The sequence below is a fragment of the Pseudomonas paracarnis genome (assembly GCF_904063055.1).
Taxonomy (GTDB): domain Bacteria; phylum Pseudomonadota; class Gammaproteobacteria; order Pseudomonadales; family Pseudomonadaceae; genus Aquipseudomonas; species Aquipseudomonas paracarnis.
Map to the genome: position 1 here is coordinate 1 of NZ_CAJFCN010000011.1, position 14441 is coordinate 14441.

Annotated in this window: 15 protein-coding genes; 9 read left to right on the top strand and 6 right to left on the bottom strand. The window is 58.2% G+C overall.

The window, feature by feature from the left end; translation table 11 throughout:
• Nucleotides 1-416: 416 nt before the first annotated feature.
• Entirely contained in the window at nt 417-899 is a 483-nt protein-coding gene (locus JMV15_RS21140) for a glycine zipper domain-containing protein (protein WP_014716482.1), read from the top strand.
• 147 nt (nt 900-1046) lie between these two features.
• Here the strand turns inward: JMV15_RS21140 and JMV15_RS21145 are convergent, their stop codons facing one another.
• From JMV15_RS21145 to JMV15_RS21155, 3 genes are all read right to left on the bottom strand, one after another.
• The gene (locus JMV15_RS21145) at nt 1047-1478 is read right to left on the bottom strand and encodes an acyl-CoA thioesterase (protein ID WP_003187697.1); all 432 of its coding nucleotides are present in this window, start codon (nt 1476-1478) and stop codon (nt 1047-1049) included.
• Between the two features lie 12 nt (nt 1479-1490).
• Nucleotides 1491-3428: a RecQ family ATP-dependent DNA helicase gene (locus JMV15_RS21150; RefSeq protein ID WP_038448503.1), complete on the bottom strand. Its 1938-nt coding sequence runs from the start codon at nt 3426-3428 to the stop codon at nt 1491-1493.
• Nucleotides 3429-3648: 220 nt separating this feature from the next.
• Nucleotides 3649-4824: a tetratricopeptide repeat protein gene (locus JMV15_RS21155; protein WP_038448501.1), complete on the bottom strand. Its 1176-nt coding sequence runs from the start codon at nt 4822-4824 to the stop codon at nt 3649-3651.
• 175 nt (nt 4825-4999) lie between these two features.
• Between JMV15_RS21155 and JMV15_RS21160 the strand changes: the two genes are divergently transcribed.
• From JMV15_RS21160 to JMV15_RS21175, 4 genes are all read left to right on the top strand, one after another.
• A complete protein-coding gene (locus JMV15_RS21160; RefSeq protein WP_087149535.1) occupies nt 5000-5170 on the top strand; it encodes a YhfG family protein in 171 nt (56 codons plus the stop codon).
• The gene (locus JMV15_RS21165; protein WP_105225411.1) at nt 5170-5769 is read left to right on the top strand and encodes a Fic/DOC family protein; all 600 of its coding nucleotides are present in this window, start codon (nt 5170-5172) and stop codon (nt 5767-5769) included. The genes JMV15_RS21160 and JMV15_RS21165 overlap by 1 nt, the downstream gene beginning before the upstream one ends.
• Before the next feature lie 726 nt (nt 5770-6495).
• Nucleotides 6496-6852, top strand: a complete 357-nt coding sequence (locus JMV15_RS28645; protein ID WP_038448497.1) for a DUF1493 family protein — start codon at nt 6496-6498, stop codon at nt 6850-6852.
• Between the two features lie 160 nt (nt 6853-7012).
• Nucleotides 7013-7876: an EamA family transporter gene (locus tag JMV15_RS21175; RefSeq protein WP_235991963.1), complete on the top strand. Its 864-nt coding sequence runs from the start codon at nt 7013-7015 to the stop codon at nt 7874-7876.
• A 59-nt stretch (nt 7877-7935) separates the two neighbouring features.
• Here JMV15_RS21175 and JMV15_RS21180 read toward each other — a convergent pair whose 3' ends face one another.
• Both JMV15_RS21180 and hslO read right to left on the bottom strand, forming a co-directional pair.
• Nucleotides 7936-9477 carry a phosphoenolpyruvate carboxykinase gene (locus JMV15_RS21180; protein ID WP_005783824.1) on the bottom strand — a complete coding sequence of 514 codons (1542 nt, stop codon included), beginning with the start codon at nt 9475-9477 and terminating at the stop codon, nt 7936-7938.
• 179 nt (nt 9478-9656) lie between these two features.
• On the bottom strand, nt 9657-10559 hold the full coding sequence (gene hslO / locus JMV15_RS21185; protein ID WP_201491899.1) for an Hsp33 family molecular chaperone HslO: 903 nt from the start codon (nt 10557-10559) through the stop codon (nt 9657-9659).
• Between the two features lie 124 nt (nt 10560-10683).
• Between hslO and JMV15_RS21190 the strand changes: the two genes are divergently transcribed.
• Entirely contained in the window at nt 10684-11487 is an 804-nt protein-coding gene (locus JMV15_RS21190) for a phosphatase PAP2 family protein (RefSeq protein ID WP_014716475.1), read from the top strand.
• Nucleotides 11488-11623: 136 nt separating this feature from the next.
• Here JMV15_RS21190 and JMV15_RS21195 read toward each other — a convergent pair whose 3' ends face one another.
• Nucleotides 11624-12031 carry an RNA-binding S4 domain-containing protein gene (locus JMV15_RS21195; RefSeq protein WP_003236026.1) on the bottom strand — a complete coding sequence of 136 codons (408 nt, stop codon included), beginning with the start codon at nt 12029-12031 and terminating at the stop codon, nt 11624-11626.
• Nucleotides 12032-12147: 116 nt separating this feature from the next.
• Here JMV15_RS21195 and rimA point away from each other — a divergent pair, with 116 nt between their 5' ends.
• Genes rimA through rimK form a run of 3 tightly spaced genes read left to right on the top strand, consistent with a single transcriptional unit; the run spans nt 12148 to nt 14325 of the window.
• Nucleotides 12148-12927 (top strand): S6 modification regulatory phosphodiesterase RimA, encoded by a 780-nt coding sequence (gene rimA, locus JMV15_RS21200; protein WP_201491901.1) that lies wholly within the window; start codon nt 12148-12150, stop codon nt 12925-12927.
• A gap of 13 nt (nt 12928-12940) precedes the next feature.
• Nucleotides 12941-13423: a retropepsin-like aspartic endopeptidase RimB gene (rimB, locus tag JMV15_RS21205; RefSeq protein WP_003187676.1), complete on the top strand. Its 483-nt coding sequence runs from the start codon at nt 12941-12943 to the stop codon at nt 13421-13423.
• Nucleotides 13420-14325: a 30S ribosomal protein S6--L-glutamate ligase gene (gene rimK / locus JMV15_RS21210; RefSeq protein ID WP_003187674.1), complete on the top strand. Its 906-nt coding sequence runs from the start codon at nt 13420-13422 to the stop codon at nt 14323-14325. The genes rimB and rimK overlap by 4 nt, the downstream gene beginning before the upstream one ends.
• The last annotated feature ends 116 nt before the right edge of the window (nt 14326-14441 follow it).

Below are 14441 nucleotides of genomic sequence, written 5' to 3' on the forward strand. Positions count from 1 at the left end.
ACCACACAGGCGCTGGTAATACTGGCCCGCAAGCTTGCTAGGGTGGTGTTCGCTCTGCTGAAAGGGCAAAGCGAATATCAGCCAAAAGTTGGTTGAGGGTTGCCCCTCAACCATAGAATCTCCCACACTGGGATGGGTTCACCATTGAGACTGTGTGGACCGATCTGATGTGGGAGCGGGCTTGCCCGCGAAGAGGCCAGCACAAGCACCACACATTCGACAGGCACAAAAAAGGCCGCTTTTGCATAAAAGCGGCCGTTCCGAAGTAGCTAAAGACCCGTAAAAACGACTTAAGTTCCCCATACAAAACAGTAACTTAGCAAATTGTATACAACCTCTGCCGCCGGTTGGATTTCGATTGTCAGCGCCTCGATACAACCTCAGGATCGCGCCGTCATCCCTTGAGGTTTCCCTGAATGAAGTTCTCCTCGATTCTCTTGTTGTCCCTTGGCCTGGTCAGTGGCGCAGCCATGGCAGGCGGCACCACCGAAGCCGGTGTAGGCGGCGCATTGGGTGGGGTTCTAGGTTCCGTTGTCGGCCAGCAGCTGGGCGGCAACACCGGTTCGACCATCGGCGCGGCCCTCGGCGGCGCAGGCGGTAGTGCAGTCGGCGCCGACAAACGCAGCCGTGGCGAAGCCGCCATTGGTGGCGCATTGGGCGCAGCCGGCGGTAACGTCGTGGGCCGCAGCGTCGGCGGCAGCACCGGCGCACTGATCGGCTCCGCGGCCGGCGGTGGCGCGGGCGGCGCGCTAGGCAACTACATGGGTAACGAAAGTGATCGCGACAACCGCCATTACCGCGATCGCGACCGTGACGATCGTCGCTACTACCGCGATGGCCACCCAGGTCGCGGCCATGCCTATGGGCATCGCAAGAACAAGCACCGTTATCGCGACTGATAAACCCGCGCTCTGACGAACACATCCGATGTGGGAGCCGGGCTTGCCCGCGATAGCAGTGAATCAGGTTTTAGACGTACTGCCTGATACTGCGCCATCGCGGGCAAGCCCGGCTCCTACATTTGGGATGCTTTGCTTATAGGTGCGTCAAACCAGCAGCCGCTGCATCGCTTCGCGCAACATTCCCGGAATCGGCACTGGCTGGTTCGAGGCTCGGTCCACAAACACATGGACAAAGCGCCCCGCCGCACACGCCTCCTGCTCGCCCGCCTTGAATACTGCCAGCTCATACTGCACCGAACTATTGCCCAGCTTGCCTACCCGCAGGCCGATTTCAATGCGCTCGGGAAAAGCAATCGAGGCGAAGTAATCGCAGGCCGAACTCACCACAAACCCCACCACCTCACCGTCATGAATATCCAGCCCGCCCTGTTCGATCAGGTAGGTATTAACGGCTGTGTCGAAGAAGCTGTAGTAGGTGACGTTATTCACATGGCCGTAGGCATCGTTGTCGTGCCAACGCGTGGTGATCGGTTGGAAGTGGCGGTAGTCGTCGCGCACAGGCGTTGAGTCAGGCATCGGCAAGTCTCATCAAAGTTGATCCAATTGAGCATGGGCCCAGTCGCGCACCTCGGCGTAGGGGTAGTCTTCCAGCGCCGCAAAACCGGGAATGCCCCGCGCCTTCAACTTGGTAAACAACGGTACGCTGATACCGCCAAGGAAACGCGTCAAACGCTCCGCATTCGGCAAGTGCCCCGTGTGCTCATGATGCCTGTGGATAAAATCACCGCACAGCCCCATGAAGTTTTTATCCACAAGCGGCGGCAGGCTCGGCGGCGCCGGCAGATGGGCGACCTGGCCGTGGCATACCGAACAATGCCCGCAACGCTGGGGTGCATTATCATCACCAAAGTAGTGCGCCAGACGCTGCCCCAGGCAGTGGTCGGTGGCGAACAGGTCGAGCATGGCGTGAATCCGCGCGACCTCCGTCACCTCATGCTGCTTGAAGCCTGTGTATAACTCGGCGCTTAACGCGTGCGGGTCGAAATGGGTGTCGAGCAAACTGTAGACCTCAGTCATCTGCTTGCTTTCGAGCTCGATCAGGCCCTGCTCCTGAAAATAATCCAGTGCCTTCACCACCCGGCTACGCTCGGCATTGTGCTGTTGATAAAGCGCATCGAAATCGACCGTCGCCCAGGTTTTAGCGCGCTTGCACACCTGGATGATCGCCGCGACAAACTGCTGCCGCTCGCCGGAAAAACGCGCCAGCAAGGCTTCGGGTTCGATCAGGTATTTGAAACGGTATTCCGCATAAAACGCATAGCGCGGCGCGATCACGCCCTTGAGCTCCAACTGCACCAAGAGCGTCTTGAGCGGCAGCTCGCGAATATTGCTGTGGTCCGACAGCGACCTGAGCAGGAACTCCCACTGCCCTTCACTACGCGCGGACTGCAACTCCTCCAATACGCGAAAAATGCCGTCCTGCTCCGGCGTATCACCGTACACGAAGTTTTCCAGCACATTGAGGCTGTCGCGGTTGGCCAACACCAGGCAATCCGACGGCTGCCCGTCACGCCCTGCGCGGCCGATTTCCTGGCTGTAGTTCTCGATGGACTTGGGCAGGTCGAAGTGCACGACATTGCGGATGTCACTCTTGTCGATGCCCATGCCAAACGCGATAGTTGCGACAATGCAATTGGAACGCCCGCCCATGAAACGCTGCTGGATACCTTCGCGTTTTTCATGGGGCAGCCCCGCGTGATAAGCCTCGGCCTGAATACCGTGGCGGTTCAGATGCTCGGCAATCTGCTCGGCGGTTTTCTGCAAGGTGACGTAGACGATACTCGGCTGGTTGGCCCGCGCTTTCATCCACTCCACCAGCCTGCGGCGTTTGTCATGGCCGCTGACGGGTTCCACCAGCAGGTTGAGGTTGGGCCGATAGAAGCCCGTGGTCACTACATCTTCGGCAGCAATGGCGAACTTGGCCTGCATGTCAGCGATCACCTTGGGCGTGGCCGTGGCCGTCAGCAACAGCGCCTGAGGGATGTTGAACTGGCGCTGGTAGTCCGGCAGCTTCAAATAATCCGGACGGAAGTTGTGGCCCCATTCGGAGATACAGTGCGCCTCGTCTACCACCAGCAACGAGATCTGCACGCTGTTCAGGAAATTACGGAAACGCTCGTTCTTCAAACGCTCCACGGAAATCATCAGAATCTTGAGCTCGCCCGACCGCGCACGGGCTATTACATCATTGGCCTCATCACGGCTCTGGGCCGAGTCGATACTGCCCGCCGAAATGCCATGGCGCTGCAGGAAACCCAATTGGTCCTGCATCAACGCCAGCAAAGGCGACACCACCAACGTCAGGTGCGGCAGCAACACGGCCGACAACTGGTAACACAAGGATTTGCCCGAGCCCGTAGGGAAAATGGCGGCGGCAGATCGCCCAGCCAGCACGGCGCTGACCGTCTCTTCCTGGCCCAAGCGAAAGTGTGGGTAACCAAAGACCTGCTGGAGGGTGTCGTGCATAAGGCTGTCACTCCATTGACCGCTGAGTTGGCTCAAAAACATAGCCCGGGAATCTCAGCGAATCGAGAAAGGTCGCGAGGAAAAAAGAGACAGGATGATACACAGAGGGAGGGCTCAGGGCCGAAGTGGGACTTTTCTGAGAACGTAACAGGAAGCAGCAGATACAAATGTGGGAGCTGGCAAGCCCTCTCCCACATTTCACAACCGAGCTACAGCTGAATCAGCGGTTCTGCACCCGCTCGATCGCCGTGTCATACACCGGGTTGGCCTTTTGCTCCTTGGCCAACTGGTAATGACGCAACGCATCCGGGAACTGCCCAGCCGCTTCGTAGATGCGTGCAATGTTGTAGTAGGCACCGGCACGCACGGTCGCGGCATTGGTACCGGTCGCCAGGGCGATAGCCTTGCGGTTGGCCCAGATCGACTCCGCAGTATTGCCGGCTTTCTGATACGCCAGGCCAAGGTTGCCGTAAGCCTTGCCGAAGCTGTTATCCAGCTCGATGGCTTGACGGAAGAAGTCGATGGCCTGGTCCAGGTTACCGGCCTGGTAGGCCGCTTCGCCCTTGAGGTTCAGCTTCTTCGCATCGGCCTGTACCGACGAGCTCACTGTCACGGCGGTGACGGCCACGCTGTCGTCCAGCAAAGGCTTGACCTCGTTGAGTACATCTTCGGCGCCAACTCTCACGCCGGTGAAGGTGTTGATGTCCTGGAAGTCGCCACTGCCGGTCATGCGGAACACTGTCCACAGGTTGCCCGTGCGGTTCTGCGGCACATAGTAAGTGCGCACCAGGGATTGCCCCATGTACACGAACACCTTCGCCTCACTGTCGGACAACTCGCTGGAGGTGGGAGAGCCGCTGTTGGAATAGTCGTGCACGGCATAGACGTAGCTTTCGCCGTAATGCTTTTTCTGCAGGGTGATGGTCTCCGGGCCAAAGCTATCGGTGTCATCCACGTCCAGTTCGGCGTCGGTGCCCTTTTTATTGTTGAAGAAGATGTTATTGCCAGGGAAGATCATATGGGAGTCGAGGTCACGTGGAGCCTTGCCCCAGGTCAACACCACACGCAGGCCGTCGAGATTTTCCATCACCGGGCTGACGGCATAGGTCATGCCTTTGCACGGGCACTTCACCACCAGGTTGGAATAGCCAGGCTTCTTGATGATCAGCAGGTTGCTGGCATCATCAGCCGCCTCGCTGGTCAGCGTTACCTGGCCTTGTGCGTTGGTACGGCCCACCACGTTCTGCGCGCCATTACGTTGCAGCAACACTTCGGCATCGGCGATTTTCTGGTCCTTGACCACCGCGCTGAGCACCTCAATTGGCAATTGCTCGGCTTGGACGGAAAACGCCACCGCACACAAAGACATCGCCGAGGCGACACGAAGCAAACCCATGCTTAACTCCCTTTAAGTAGTGGGCGGAATCGCCCTACAAGATTTTGCGGTGAAACATACGCTGAATTGAGCTCGCTGGCAGATTTTTTATACAGATTGTGACAGGGATTTTATCCCGCCTACCGAGCTACGCATTGCGCTACAATCAAGCCTTGCTTTCCAAGAGGACGCTGCGATGAGCGAACTGACGTTTGAGCAAAAACAGGATCACTATCACAAGATCCGCCGTTCCAATTACTTGGCCAGCCTGCGCCTGGAAGGGTTCGATACCCAACCGACCGACGTCGACAAACCCCTGCCGACACGCGAAGCCGTCCTTGCCAAGTACCGCAACACCTCTAGCTGATGCTCGACAAATACGGGGTGGGCCAGGACCCATACTGCTACCCCGGTAGCAGCACTCTGCGCAACCGCCTCGATTTGCTCGATGAAGCACGCCTGCACCAGGCCGAGCGGGAATTATCCGAAATCGCCGTAGGCAACCTTCCACTCTTTCCGCCGCCCTACGACCTTGATCGCCTGCAACACATTCACCGCATCCTGTTCGGGGACATTTATGACTGGGCCGGCGAACTGCGCAGCGTCAACATCCAGAAAGGCGACACGCTGTTTTGCACCCCGGAGCGTATTCCACCGGAAGCGGCAAAGATTGTCCGGCATATGCAAGACGCCAATTGGTATGTCGGTGCGACTCAGGCTGACCTTGTGCGTCAAATCGCTGAAGCTTATGGCGACCTGAACGTCATTCATCCCTTCCGCGAGGGAAATGGACGGGCGCAGCGGATCCTGTTTGAACAGATCATCGTGAATGCGGGGTTTTCGGTGAATTGGTGGTTGGTAAAACATGCGGCCTGGATACCCGCGAATATTGATGCGGTGGCGTGTGACTATCGGGGATTGGAAGCGATTTTTGAGCGGTGTATCGGTAGGCCTCTCAGTGCCTGATCGAACTTCGAACGCCTAAACCATCTGTTTATGGCTCGAAAAAAAACTCACTTTTAAGGTTCGGCTCGTCGCTGCCAATTCAGCGACCGAACAGCCACCCCGCAGCTAAACCTGTAGGAGCAAGCTCGCTCCTACAAAAAGCCTTAGGGCAAACCCGGCGCCCACATTTGCTCGGTTCAGCCAGCAAAATCGGTATCACGTCATAAATGCAGGAAGGCATTGTAAGAAACCAAAAAACGGCGCGTCGTCCGTTTCCCAAACTGCCTCAAACAGTGTCTCGCCCCTCTACAGAACCGCCCTTTTCCTGGCCGAAACTAGCCCCCTCTCCCAACGTTCTCGGCATAACTTTGTGAACATCGAAAGGATTCAACACTTCAGCCACTATGGCATCACCTTCACGATGATTCGCCTTGGTACTGGCAAACCGAAATTGCCAGCGTGGCTGGAGCGATGAACGATTACATTCAGTGGATCAATTTGCTGCTCTTCTTAATACTGGCCGCTGTAATTGATAGAACAATAAGGTTACCCCTACTCAGAAAATGGCTCGGGCTCTGCCTATTGATAACCGGTCCAATACTTCTGTTGTATGTCACGTCTTGGATCATAGGGGCACAGCTTGAAAGTCTGCCGATAGTCGCCTTTGTGACAGGCATCGGGTTGATGAGCACCCCGAATATCTATTGCAGGGTAAACAACACTCACCCTTTGATGATTGGTCCCACCATGAACCTGTCTCCCAACTTCCCCGAAGGTCCCGTCATGCAGCAGCTCCTGCAATTGCTGCATGAAGAAATCGGCTTGCCAAAACACAAGACCATTGGCTTGCACACCTCACTGAACTTCGACCTCGGGTGCGATGGTGCTGAGGCCAAGCAATTCATGGAGGCGCTGGAGCAGGATTTTGGTGTCGACCTGGGCGACTACGACGCTTATCGTTACTTCCAGCCGCCGGTGTTCGACGTGTTCCTGAAGCGTCGCGCCAAAGGCCGTGGCGACAAAATCCCGCTGACCATCGGTATGCTCTACCTGGCGATCAAGACCCACCGCTGGGACACGCAGGCGCTGGAAAACCTGAGCTGACCTGAGCAACACTGAGCACAAAATGGGGGAGCGGGCTTGCTCGCGAATACGGCGTGTCAGCCAATATTTGCGTTACTGATACATTGCATTCGCGGGCAAGCCCGCTCCCACAGTGGATCTGCGCTCATCTGACGAGCCGTATAAATAACAAGGACCTTACATGGACGTAACAATGGGCCTGCTGGCCGCTCTGCTCTGGGGCGGCACGGACTTTCTGGTGGGCCTCAACGCCCGCGCCGTTGGCGTTAAACGCGCGGTGTATTTCGGCCAAGCTCTCGGTTTTTTGATCATGACCTTCCTGCTGGTCATTTTCCCGGCCTTCCTTTTCAAATCCCTTGATGCACCGTTAAGCGTTTGGCTCCTGGGCGTCGCCGCCGCTCTGCTGACGGTGTCCGGCGCCCTTGCGCTGTCCAAAGCCTTTGCCTTGGGCAAAGCAGCCATCGTCGCGCCGCTGGTGACGTCCTATGGAGTGGTGACCACCCTGCTCTCCTGGGCCAGCGGTGAACACATCAGCCTGATACAACTGGGCTGCATCGCCCTGTGCGTGATCGGCGTTGTGCTGTCCAGCGTTCACAAGGACAACGGTACGCCTCACAACAACCCGCGCCTGTCCATTGCCTACGCCATGTTCGCCGCAACCTTGTACGGCACCAGTTTCTGGCTGCAAGGCCGCTACACACTGCCAGCGCTGGGGCCAATCACCATGTTGTGGCTGGGTTACCTGGTAGGCCTGTGCGTGCTGGTGGTAATGGTGCTGAAGATCAAGGATGGCCTGAAGATCCCGCCACTGAAAAACTGCGCGGCGTTGACCGGGGCGAGCTTGATGAACCTCGGCGGTTTCTCGGCGTTTTCGTGGGGCGCAATGGCCGGCTCGGTGTCGGTGGTGACGGTGATCAGTACGCTCTCTGGAGGGATCGCGGCGATCCTGGGGTTTGTATTTTTCAAGGAGCGGTTGTCAGCGGTGCAGGTGGCAGGTGTCGTCCTGGTGCTGGTCGGTGCAGTGGTACTGCACATGGCCGACTAATCGTTCGCACATAAAAAAGCCGCCTACTTAAAAGGCGGCTTTTTTACAACCGGCGAGTCTTACAACTTAGGACCCGCCGCCTTGATCGCATCGCTGACTTCAAACTTCTTGAAGTTTTCGATGAACAGGCCAGCCAGCGCTTTCGCGGCTTCGTCGTAGGCAGCCTTGTCAGCCCAGGTGTTGCGCGGGTTCAACAGGCCGGTTTCAACGCCCGGTACGGCCAATGGCACGTCGAGGTTGATGGTGTCCAGGTGTTCGGTTTGCGCACCGATCAACGCGCCGCTCTGGATCGCTGCAATCACGCCGCGAGTGGTCGGGATGTTGAAGCGTTTGCCGACGCCGTAGCCGCCGCCGGTCCAACCGGTGTTGACCAGGTAGACCTTGGAGCCGAAACCACGGATGCGCTTGATCAGAAGCTCTGCGTATTCGCCAGCCGGACGTGGGAAGAACGGCGCGCCGAAGCAGGTGGAGAAGGTCGACTTGATGCCGCTGCCCGAACCCATTTCGGTCGAGCCCACCAGAGCGGTGTAGCCGGACAGGAAGTGGTAGGCCGCCTGTTCTTCGCTGAGGATCGACACAGGCGGCAGTACGCCAGTCAGGTCGCAAGTCAGGAAGATCACCGCGTTTGGCTCGCCGCCCAGGTTCTTCTCGGAACGCTTGGCAACGTGCTCCAGCGGGTAGGCGGCACGGCTGTTCTGGGTCAGGCTGACATCGGCGTAGTCGGCGTGCTTGGCCTCGTCGATCACGACGTTTTCCAGCACCGCGCCATGCTTGATGGCTTTCCAGATAACCGGCTCGTTCTTCTCGGACAAGTCGATGCACTTGGCATAGCAACCGCCTTCGATGTTGAACACCACGCCTTCGCCCCAGCCGTGCTCGTCGTCACCGATCAGGTAACGGCTTTCGTCGGCAGACAGGGTGGTCTTGCCAGTGCCGGACAGGCCGAAGAACAGGGTCACATCGCCTGCTTCGCCAATGTTGGCGGCGCAGTGCATCGGCAGCACGTCGGCAGCCGGCAGCAGGAAGTTCTGCACCGAGAACATGGCTTTTTTCATTTCACCGGCGTAACGCATGCCGGCAATCAGTACTTTTTTCTGGGCGAAGTTGAGGATCACGCAACCGTCGGAGTTAGTGCCGTCACGCTCTGGCACGCACTCGAAGTTAGCCACGTTGAGCACTTGCCACTCTTCACGACCGGCCGGGTTGTACTGGGCCGGGTTGATGAACAGGCAACGACCGAACAGGTTCTGCCAGGCAGTCTGGGTAGTCATTTTCACGGCCAGGTAGTGGTCTTCTGCAGCCCCTACGTGAACATGGGAAACGAAATGCTCTTGCGCGTTGTTGAAGGCCTCGACGCGAGCCCACAAGGCATCGAACTTGTCGGCCGGGAACTTGCGGTTGATCGGGCCCCAGGCGATGGCGTCCTGGGTGGAAGGCTCTTCAACGATGAAACGGTCAACCGGCGAACGACCGGTGCGGTGACCGGTTTCTACGACCAGCGCGCCAGTATCGGCAAGCACGCCTTCACCGCGCTGCAGGGCTTCTTTGACCAGATCGTCAACACTCAGATCGGTGTATACGGCGTTATTGGCTTGCGTCATGAGGTTCCCCGTCGGCCTATGGCCGAGTGCTCCAAACGTTTTGTAGTAGAAAGTTGCGCACTACTACCGCGAAAAAAGTGGGCCGGATTATGCCAGAAAAGCCCAAAAAGAGTAGGGCCCTCCCGTCAGAACACCTCTAATCCGGCGTTTGTCAGGTGATTTACCTGTGCTTAAACGTTTTAGTGGCGGGTGTCGGAAGGGGTGTCGATGCCTGCTCCAGCGAACAATTGCGCTACATCAGCCGCATCGAACAGGTAGCGCTGGTTGCAGAACTGGCAGTCGATCTCGATATGGCCGCCATGTTCCACCACCAGGTTTTGCGCATCTTCCAGGCCCAGGCTGACCAGCGCGTTACCGGAACGCTCGCGCGAGCAACTGCAGCGAAAATGCAGGCCCTGTGCGTCGAACAGGCGCACGGCCTCTTCGTGGTAGAGGCGGTGCAGGATGGTTTCGTTGTCCAGGCCCAGCAGTTCTTCGGCCTTCAAGGTGTCGGCCAAGGCGATGATATGCCGCCAGCTTTCGGCACGATCATCCTCATCCTTGATGCGATCGGCCGGCAGTTGTTGCACCAGCAAACCACGGGCGCGCTTGCCGTCGGCGTTAAGCCAGAACTTGGTGCCCACTTGCTGGGACATAACGAAGTAGTTGGTGAAGCATTCCGACAGGGTCTGACCGTCGAGGTCGACAATACCCTGGTACCGCTGGCCCTCGGTCGGGTCGACAGTCAGTGCCAGGACGCCATTGGGCATCAGGTCGGCCAAGGTGGCATCTGCGGCAATCTGGTCAGGCTCGTAACGGGCCAGACCACGGATCTCGCGCTCGCTCGAGCACTCGATCATCAACATGGGCACTGGCCCTTCGGAACGAGCCTGCAAGATCAGCAAACCGTCGAACTTCATGGTGCCCACCAGCAGCGCCGCGGCTGCCATCAACTCGCCGAGCAATTGCGCGACCGGCTCCGGATAGGCGTGTTTGGCAAGGACTTCGGCATAGCTGAGCTCCAACGAAACCATCTCGCCGCGGGCATCGCTCTCATCGAAGATGAAGCGTTGGGTTAAGTCGGTATCCGGTAGATCAGTCATAGGTCTGGGTATCTGAAGTGATGACAAAATGATTACAAGGTTTATAAAATTAAACGCTTTAGCACCATCTTGGTGCGACTTCTCCTGAATTCAAGGAGCTGAATAGAGCGATGAGGGACAGTTTATGAACAATCCGGGTTTGTTCCAAGCCAACTGGAACCTCCGGCGATGGGCTCTTTGCAATCTACTCGCTATCGGGCTGCTGTGTTTTTGGCTGTGGCCCACGGGCCAGATGCTCTGTGTGATTTTCGACGAGTGGCTGTTTCATCTGCTCAATGGCCCATTGGCCACGAACTCGACCTGGTTGCATATATGGGCCGTGGCCAGCCTGCGGCCGTTTGATGCAGTGGTCGGCGTGATTTTGCTGGCACTGCTGATTCGCGGCGACTGGGTGTTCAAGGCCGTGCAGGTGCGCCAGGCGTTTTTTGGCTTCCTCGGCATTCTGCTGCTGTTGCTGTTTGTCCGCATGCTGTTCTCCAAACTCGCGGCGCACATGGGCTGGCAGCACAGTAGCCCGTCGATGGTCATCAGCGGCGCGATTCAAATGAGCGACTTTTTCCCAGGGCTGGAGAAAACCTGGGAATTGAAGGACCGCTCGAGCCAGAGCTTCCCCGGCGACCATGCTTCGGTGCTATTGATCTGGGCGATGTTCATGAACGTGTTCGCCCGGCGCATCGGCCAGGTGCTGGTGATCTGGGGCCTGGCGCTGCTGTTCATGATGCCGCGGCTGGTCGCGGGCGCGCACTGGGGACAGGACGACTACATCGGTGGCGTACTGCTGGCGCTGTTGGCGTTGGGCTGGGGGTATTACACGCCGTTCGCGGCGAAGGTGTCGGGCGCTTTGTTGCGGATGACGGCGCCGCTTTTCGGGCTACTGAGCAAGTTGCCCGTTATTGGGCGGTTGAGTGTCATGCGCACAACTCCGTAACCCCCCAGGGCTAAAAGTGGGAGCGGGCTTGCTCGGGAATGCGGGGTGTCAATCAATGCATCTGTGCCTGACCCACCGTATTCGCGGGCAAGCCCGCTCCCACATTTGATCGAGTGTGCATGGGCGACTCGTGCAATCAATCGTCATTGCCGCTGCCGCGAAATTTGAATAGATCGCGGCGCTGCTTCTTGCTCGGTTTGCCGTCAGTGGTCAGGCCTGAAGCACCTGCTTTGCGCATGGCTGCAGCGTTTTCGCGCTTGGCGATGCTGGCTTCGGTCTCGGCATACAGTGCCTGCGCTTCAGGCGCGCCGCGGCGTACGATGGAAAGTGCCTGCACCACGATGGTTTTTTCATCAAACCCTGTACGAATCTGAAACTCGTCGCCGACGCGCGGCTCCTTGCCCGGTTTGCAGCGCTCGCCGCGATGATGCACCTTGCCGCTCTCGATAGCGGCCTTGGCCAGAGCGCGGGTCTTATAGAACCGCGCTGCCCACAACCACTTGTCCAGCCGGACCTTCTCTTCCTCTTCCTGCTTTTGAGCCACTTGAATTCCTCGCTCTGAAAAATGTCGCAACTTTACCGTTGAAACCCTTCGACGCATAAACCCCAAGGCTCACCTAAGATACGCCAGGTAGCACCCTGTTTTCGCGAGGATACGCCGTGACCGACTTTCCCCTTTCCCTCACCTCGCCCAACCAGGGGTGCGTGGGTTGCCAGCAAAGCGAGCCTCTGGGGTTCGATTTTGCGTTCGCCTACCAGCCTATCGTAGACCTGCGTGACCATTCGATCTTCGCCAACGAAGCCTTGGTGCGCGGTCCCCTGGGAGAAGGCGCGCTGTCGGTGTTGGCTCAGGTCAACGAAACCAATCGCTACCGCTTCGACCAGCGTTGCCGGACCAAGGCCATCGCCGGTGCCGCGGCCCTGGGCATGCAGACTCACCTTTCCATCAACTTCATGCCCAATGCGGTATATCGCCCGGAACTGTGTATCCGCAGCACTCTGGAGGCCGCCCGAGCGCACAATTTCCCGCTGGACCGGCTGATTTTCGAGACTCTGGAAAGCGAGCACGTAGATAACTATCGCCATTTGACGAATATTCTGCGTGAATACCGCGAATTCGGCTTCAAGACCGCCATCGACGATTTCGGCGCGGGCTATTCGGGGCTGAACCTGCTGGCCGATTTCCAACCTGACTTGATCAAGCTCGACATGGCGCTGATTCGCGATGTCGACCAGGATCGTGTCCGCCAGGTCATCGTCCGAGGGATTGTCACAATCTGTGAGCAGTTGGGGGTTACTGTCATCGCCGAAGGCATCGAAAGTGCCGGCGAGCGCGACTTCCTGTCCGACTGCGGAATATTTCTGATGCAGGGCTTCTGGTTCGCCAAGCCTGCATTCAAAGCGTTGGCTGAGGTATCTCCTCAAGCCTGCGCGAATTGACCGGTTAACCATATTGAAGACATTTGACCATTTGACCGTTGTGGGTCTGCGTGAGTGGGTGGCACTTCCCGACTTGGGAGTCGCAGGCCTGCGCGCGAAGATCGACACCGGTGCCAGTACCTCAAGCCTGCACGCCACCGATATCGAGCCCTTTGAGCGCGACGGTGAAAAGTGGGTGCGTTTTACCGCGCACCTGGGCAGCGTGGTGCAACTGCGTCACCGGCGCTGTGAAGCGCCCCTGGTGACGATGAAAACCATCAAGAGCTCCAACGGCCATGCGCAGGTGCGCTACGTGATCAGCACCACCCTGGCCCTGGGTGATCGGGTATGGCGGGTGGAGTTCACCCTCGCCTGTCGCAAAGCCATGCGTTACCGCCTGCTGCTGGGCTCCAAGGCGCTGATTGACGGCCAGCTGGTGGTCAATCCGGGCCTCAAGTACGTTCAAGACAAGCCGGTGTTCCCGGTCTCCACTATTTCTGCCCCAGGTGCTGCATGAAGATTGCTGTGCTGTCGCGAAACCCGCGTCTGTATTCTACCCGCCGCCTGGTCGAGGCCGGCACTGAACGTGGCCATGAAATGGTGGTGATCGACACGTTGCGTGCCTACATGAACATTGCCAGCCACAAGCCGCAGATCCACTACCGGGGCAAGCCCCTGGAAGGCTTTGATGCGGTGATCCCGCGTATCGGCGCTTCTGTGACGTTCTATGGCTGCGCGGTATTGCGCCAGTTTGAAATGATGGGGGTGTTTCCGCTGAATGAATCCGTGGCCATTGCACGCTCGCGGGACAAGCTGCGCTCCCTGCAACTGCTGTCGCGCCGGGGCATCGGCCTGCCGGTCACCGGTTTTGCCCACTCCCCGGATGACATTCCCGACCTGATCGAGATGGTCAATGGCGCACCGCTGGTGATCAAGGTGCTGGAAGGCACCCAGGGCATCGGCGTGGTGCTGTGTGAAACAGCAACGGCAGCGGAGTCGGTGATTGAGGCGTTCATGGGCCTCAAGCAGAACATCATGGTGCAGGAATACATCAAGGAAGCTGGCGGCGCGGACATTCGCTGCTTCGTGGTAGGCGACAAGGTGATTGCGGCGATGAAGCGCCAGGCGAAGCCCGGTGAGTTCCGCTCCAACCTTCACCGTGGTGGCAGCGCCAGCCTGATCAAGATCACCCCGGAAGAACGCATGACCGCGCTACGGGCAGCCAAGGTGATGGGGCTGAGCGTGGCGGGTGTGGACATCCTGCGCTCCAACCATGGCCCCTTGGTGATGGAAGTAAACTCATCGCCGGGCCTGGAAGGAATCGAGACCACCACCGGTAAGGATGTGGCAGGGATCATCATTCAGCATCTGGAAAAGAATGGCGGGCCGAATATGACTCGGACCAAGGGAAAGGGCTGACAGCCCTCATTGGTCACACGCCGCCAACCACCTGTGGGAGCTGGCTTGCCTGCGATAGCGATAGCTCAGTCAACAATAATGTTGAATGTGCCGCCCTCATCGCAGGCAAGCCAGCT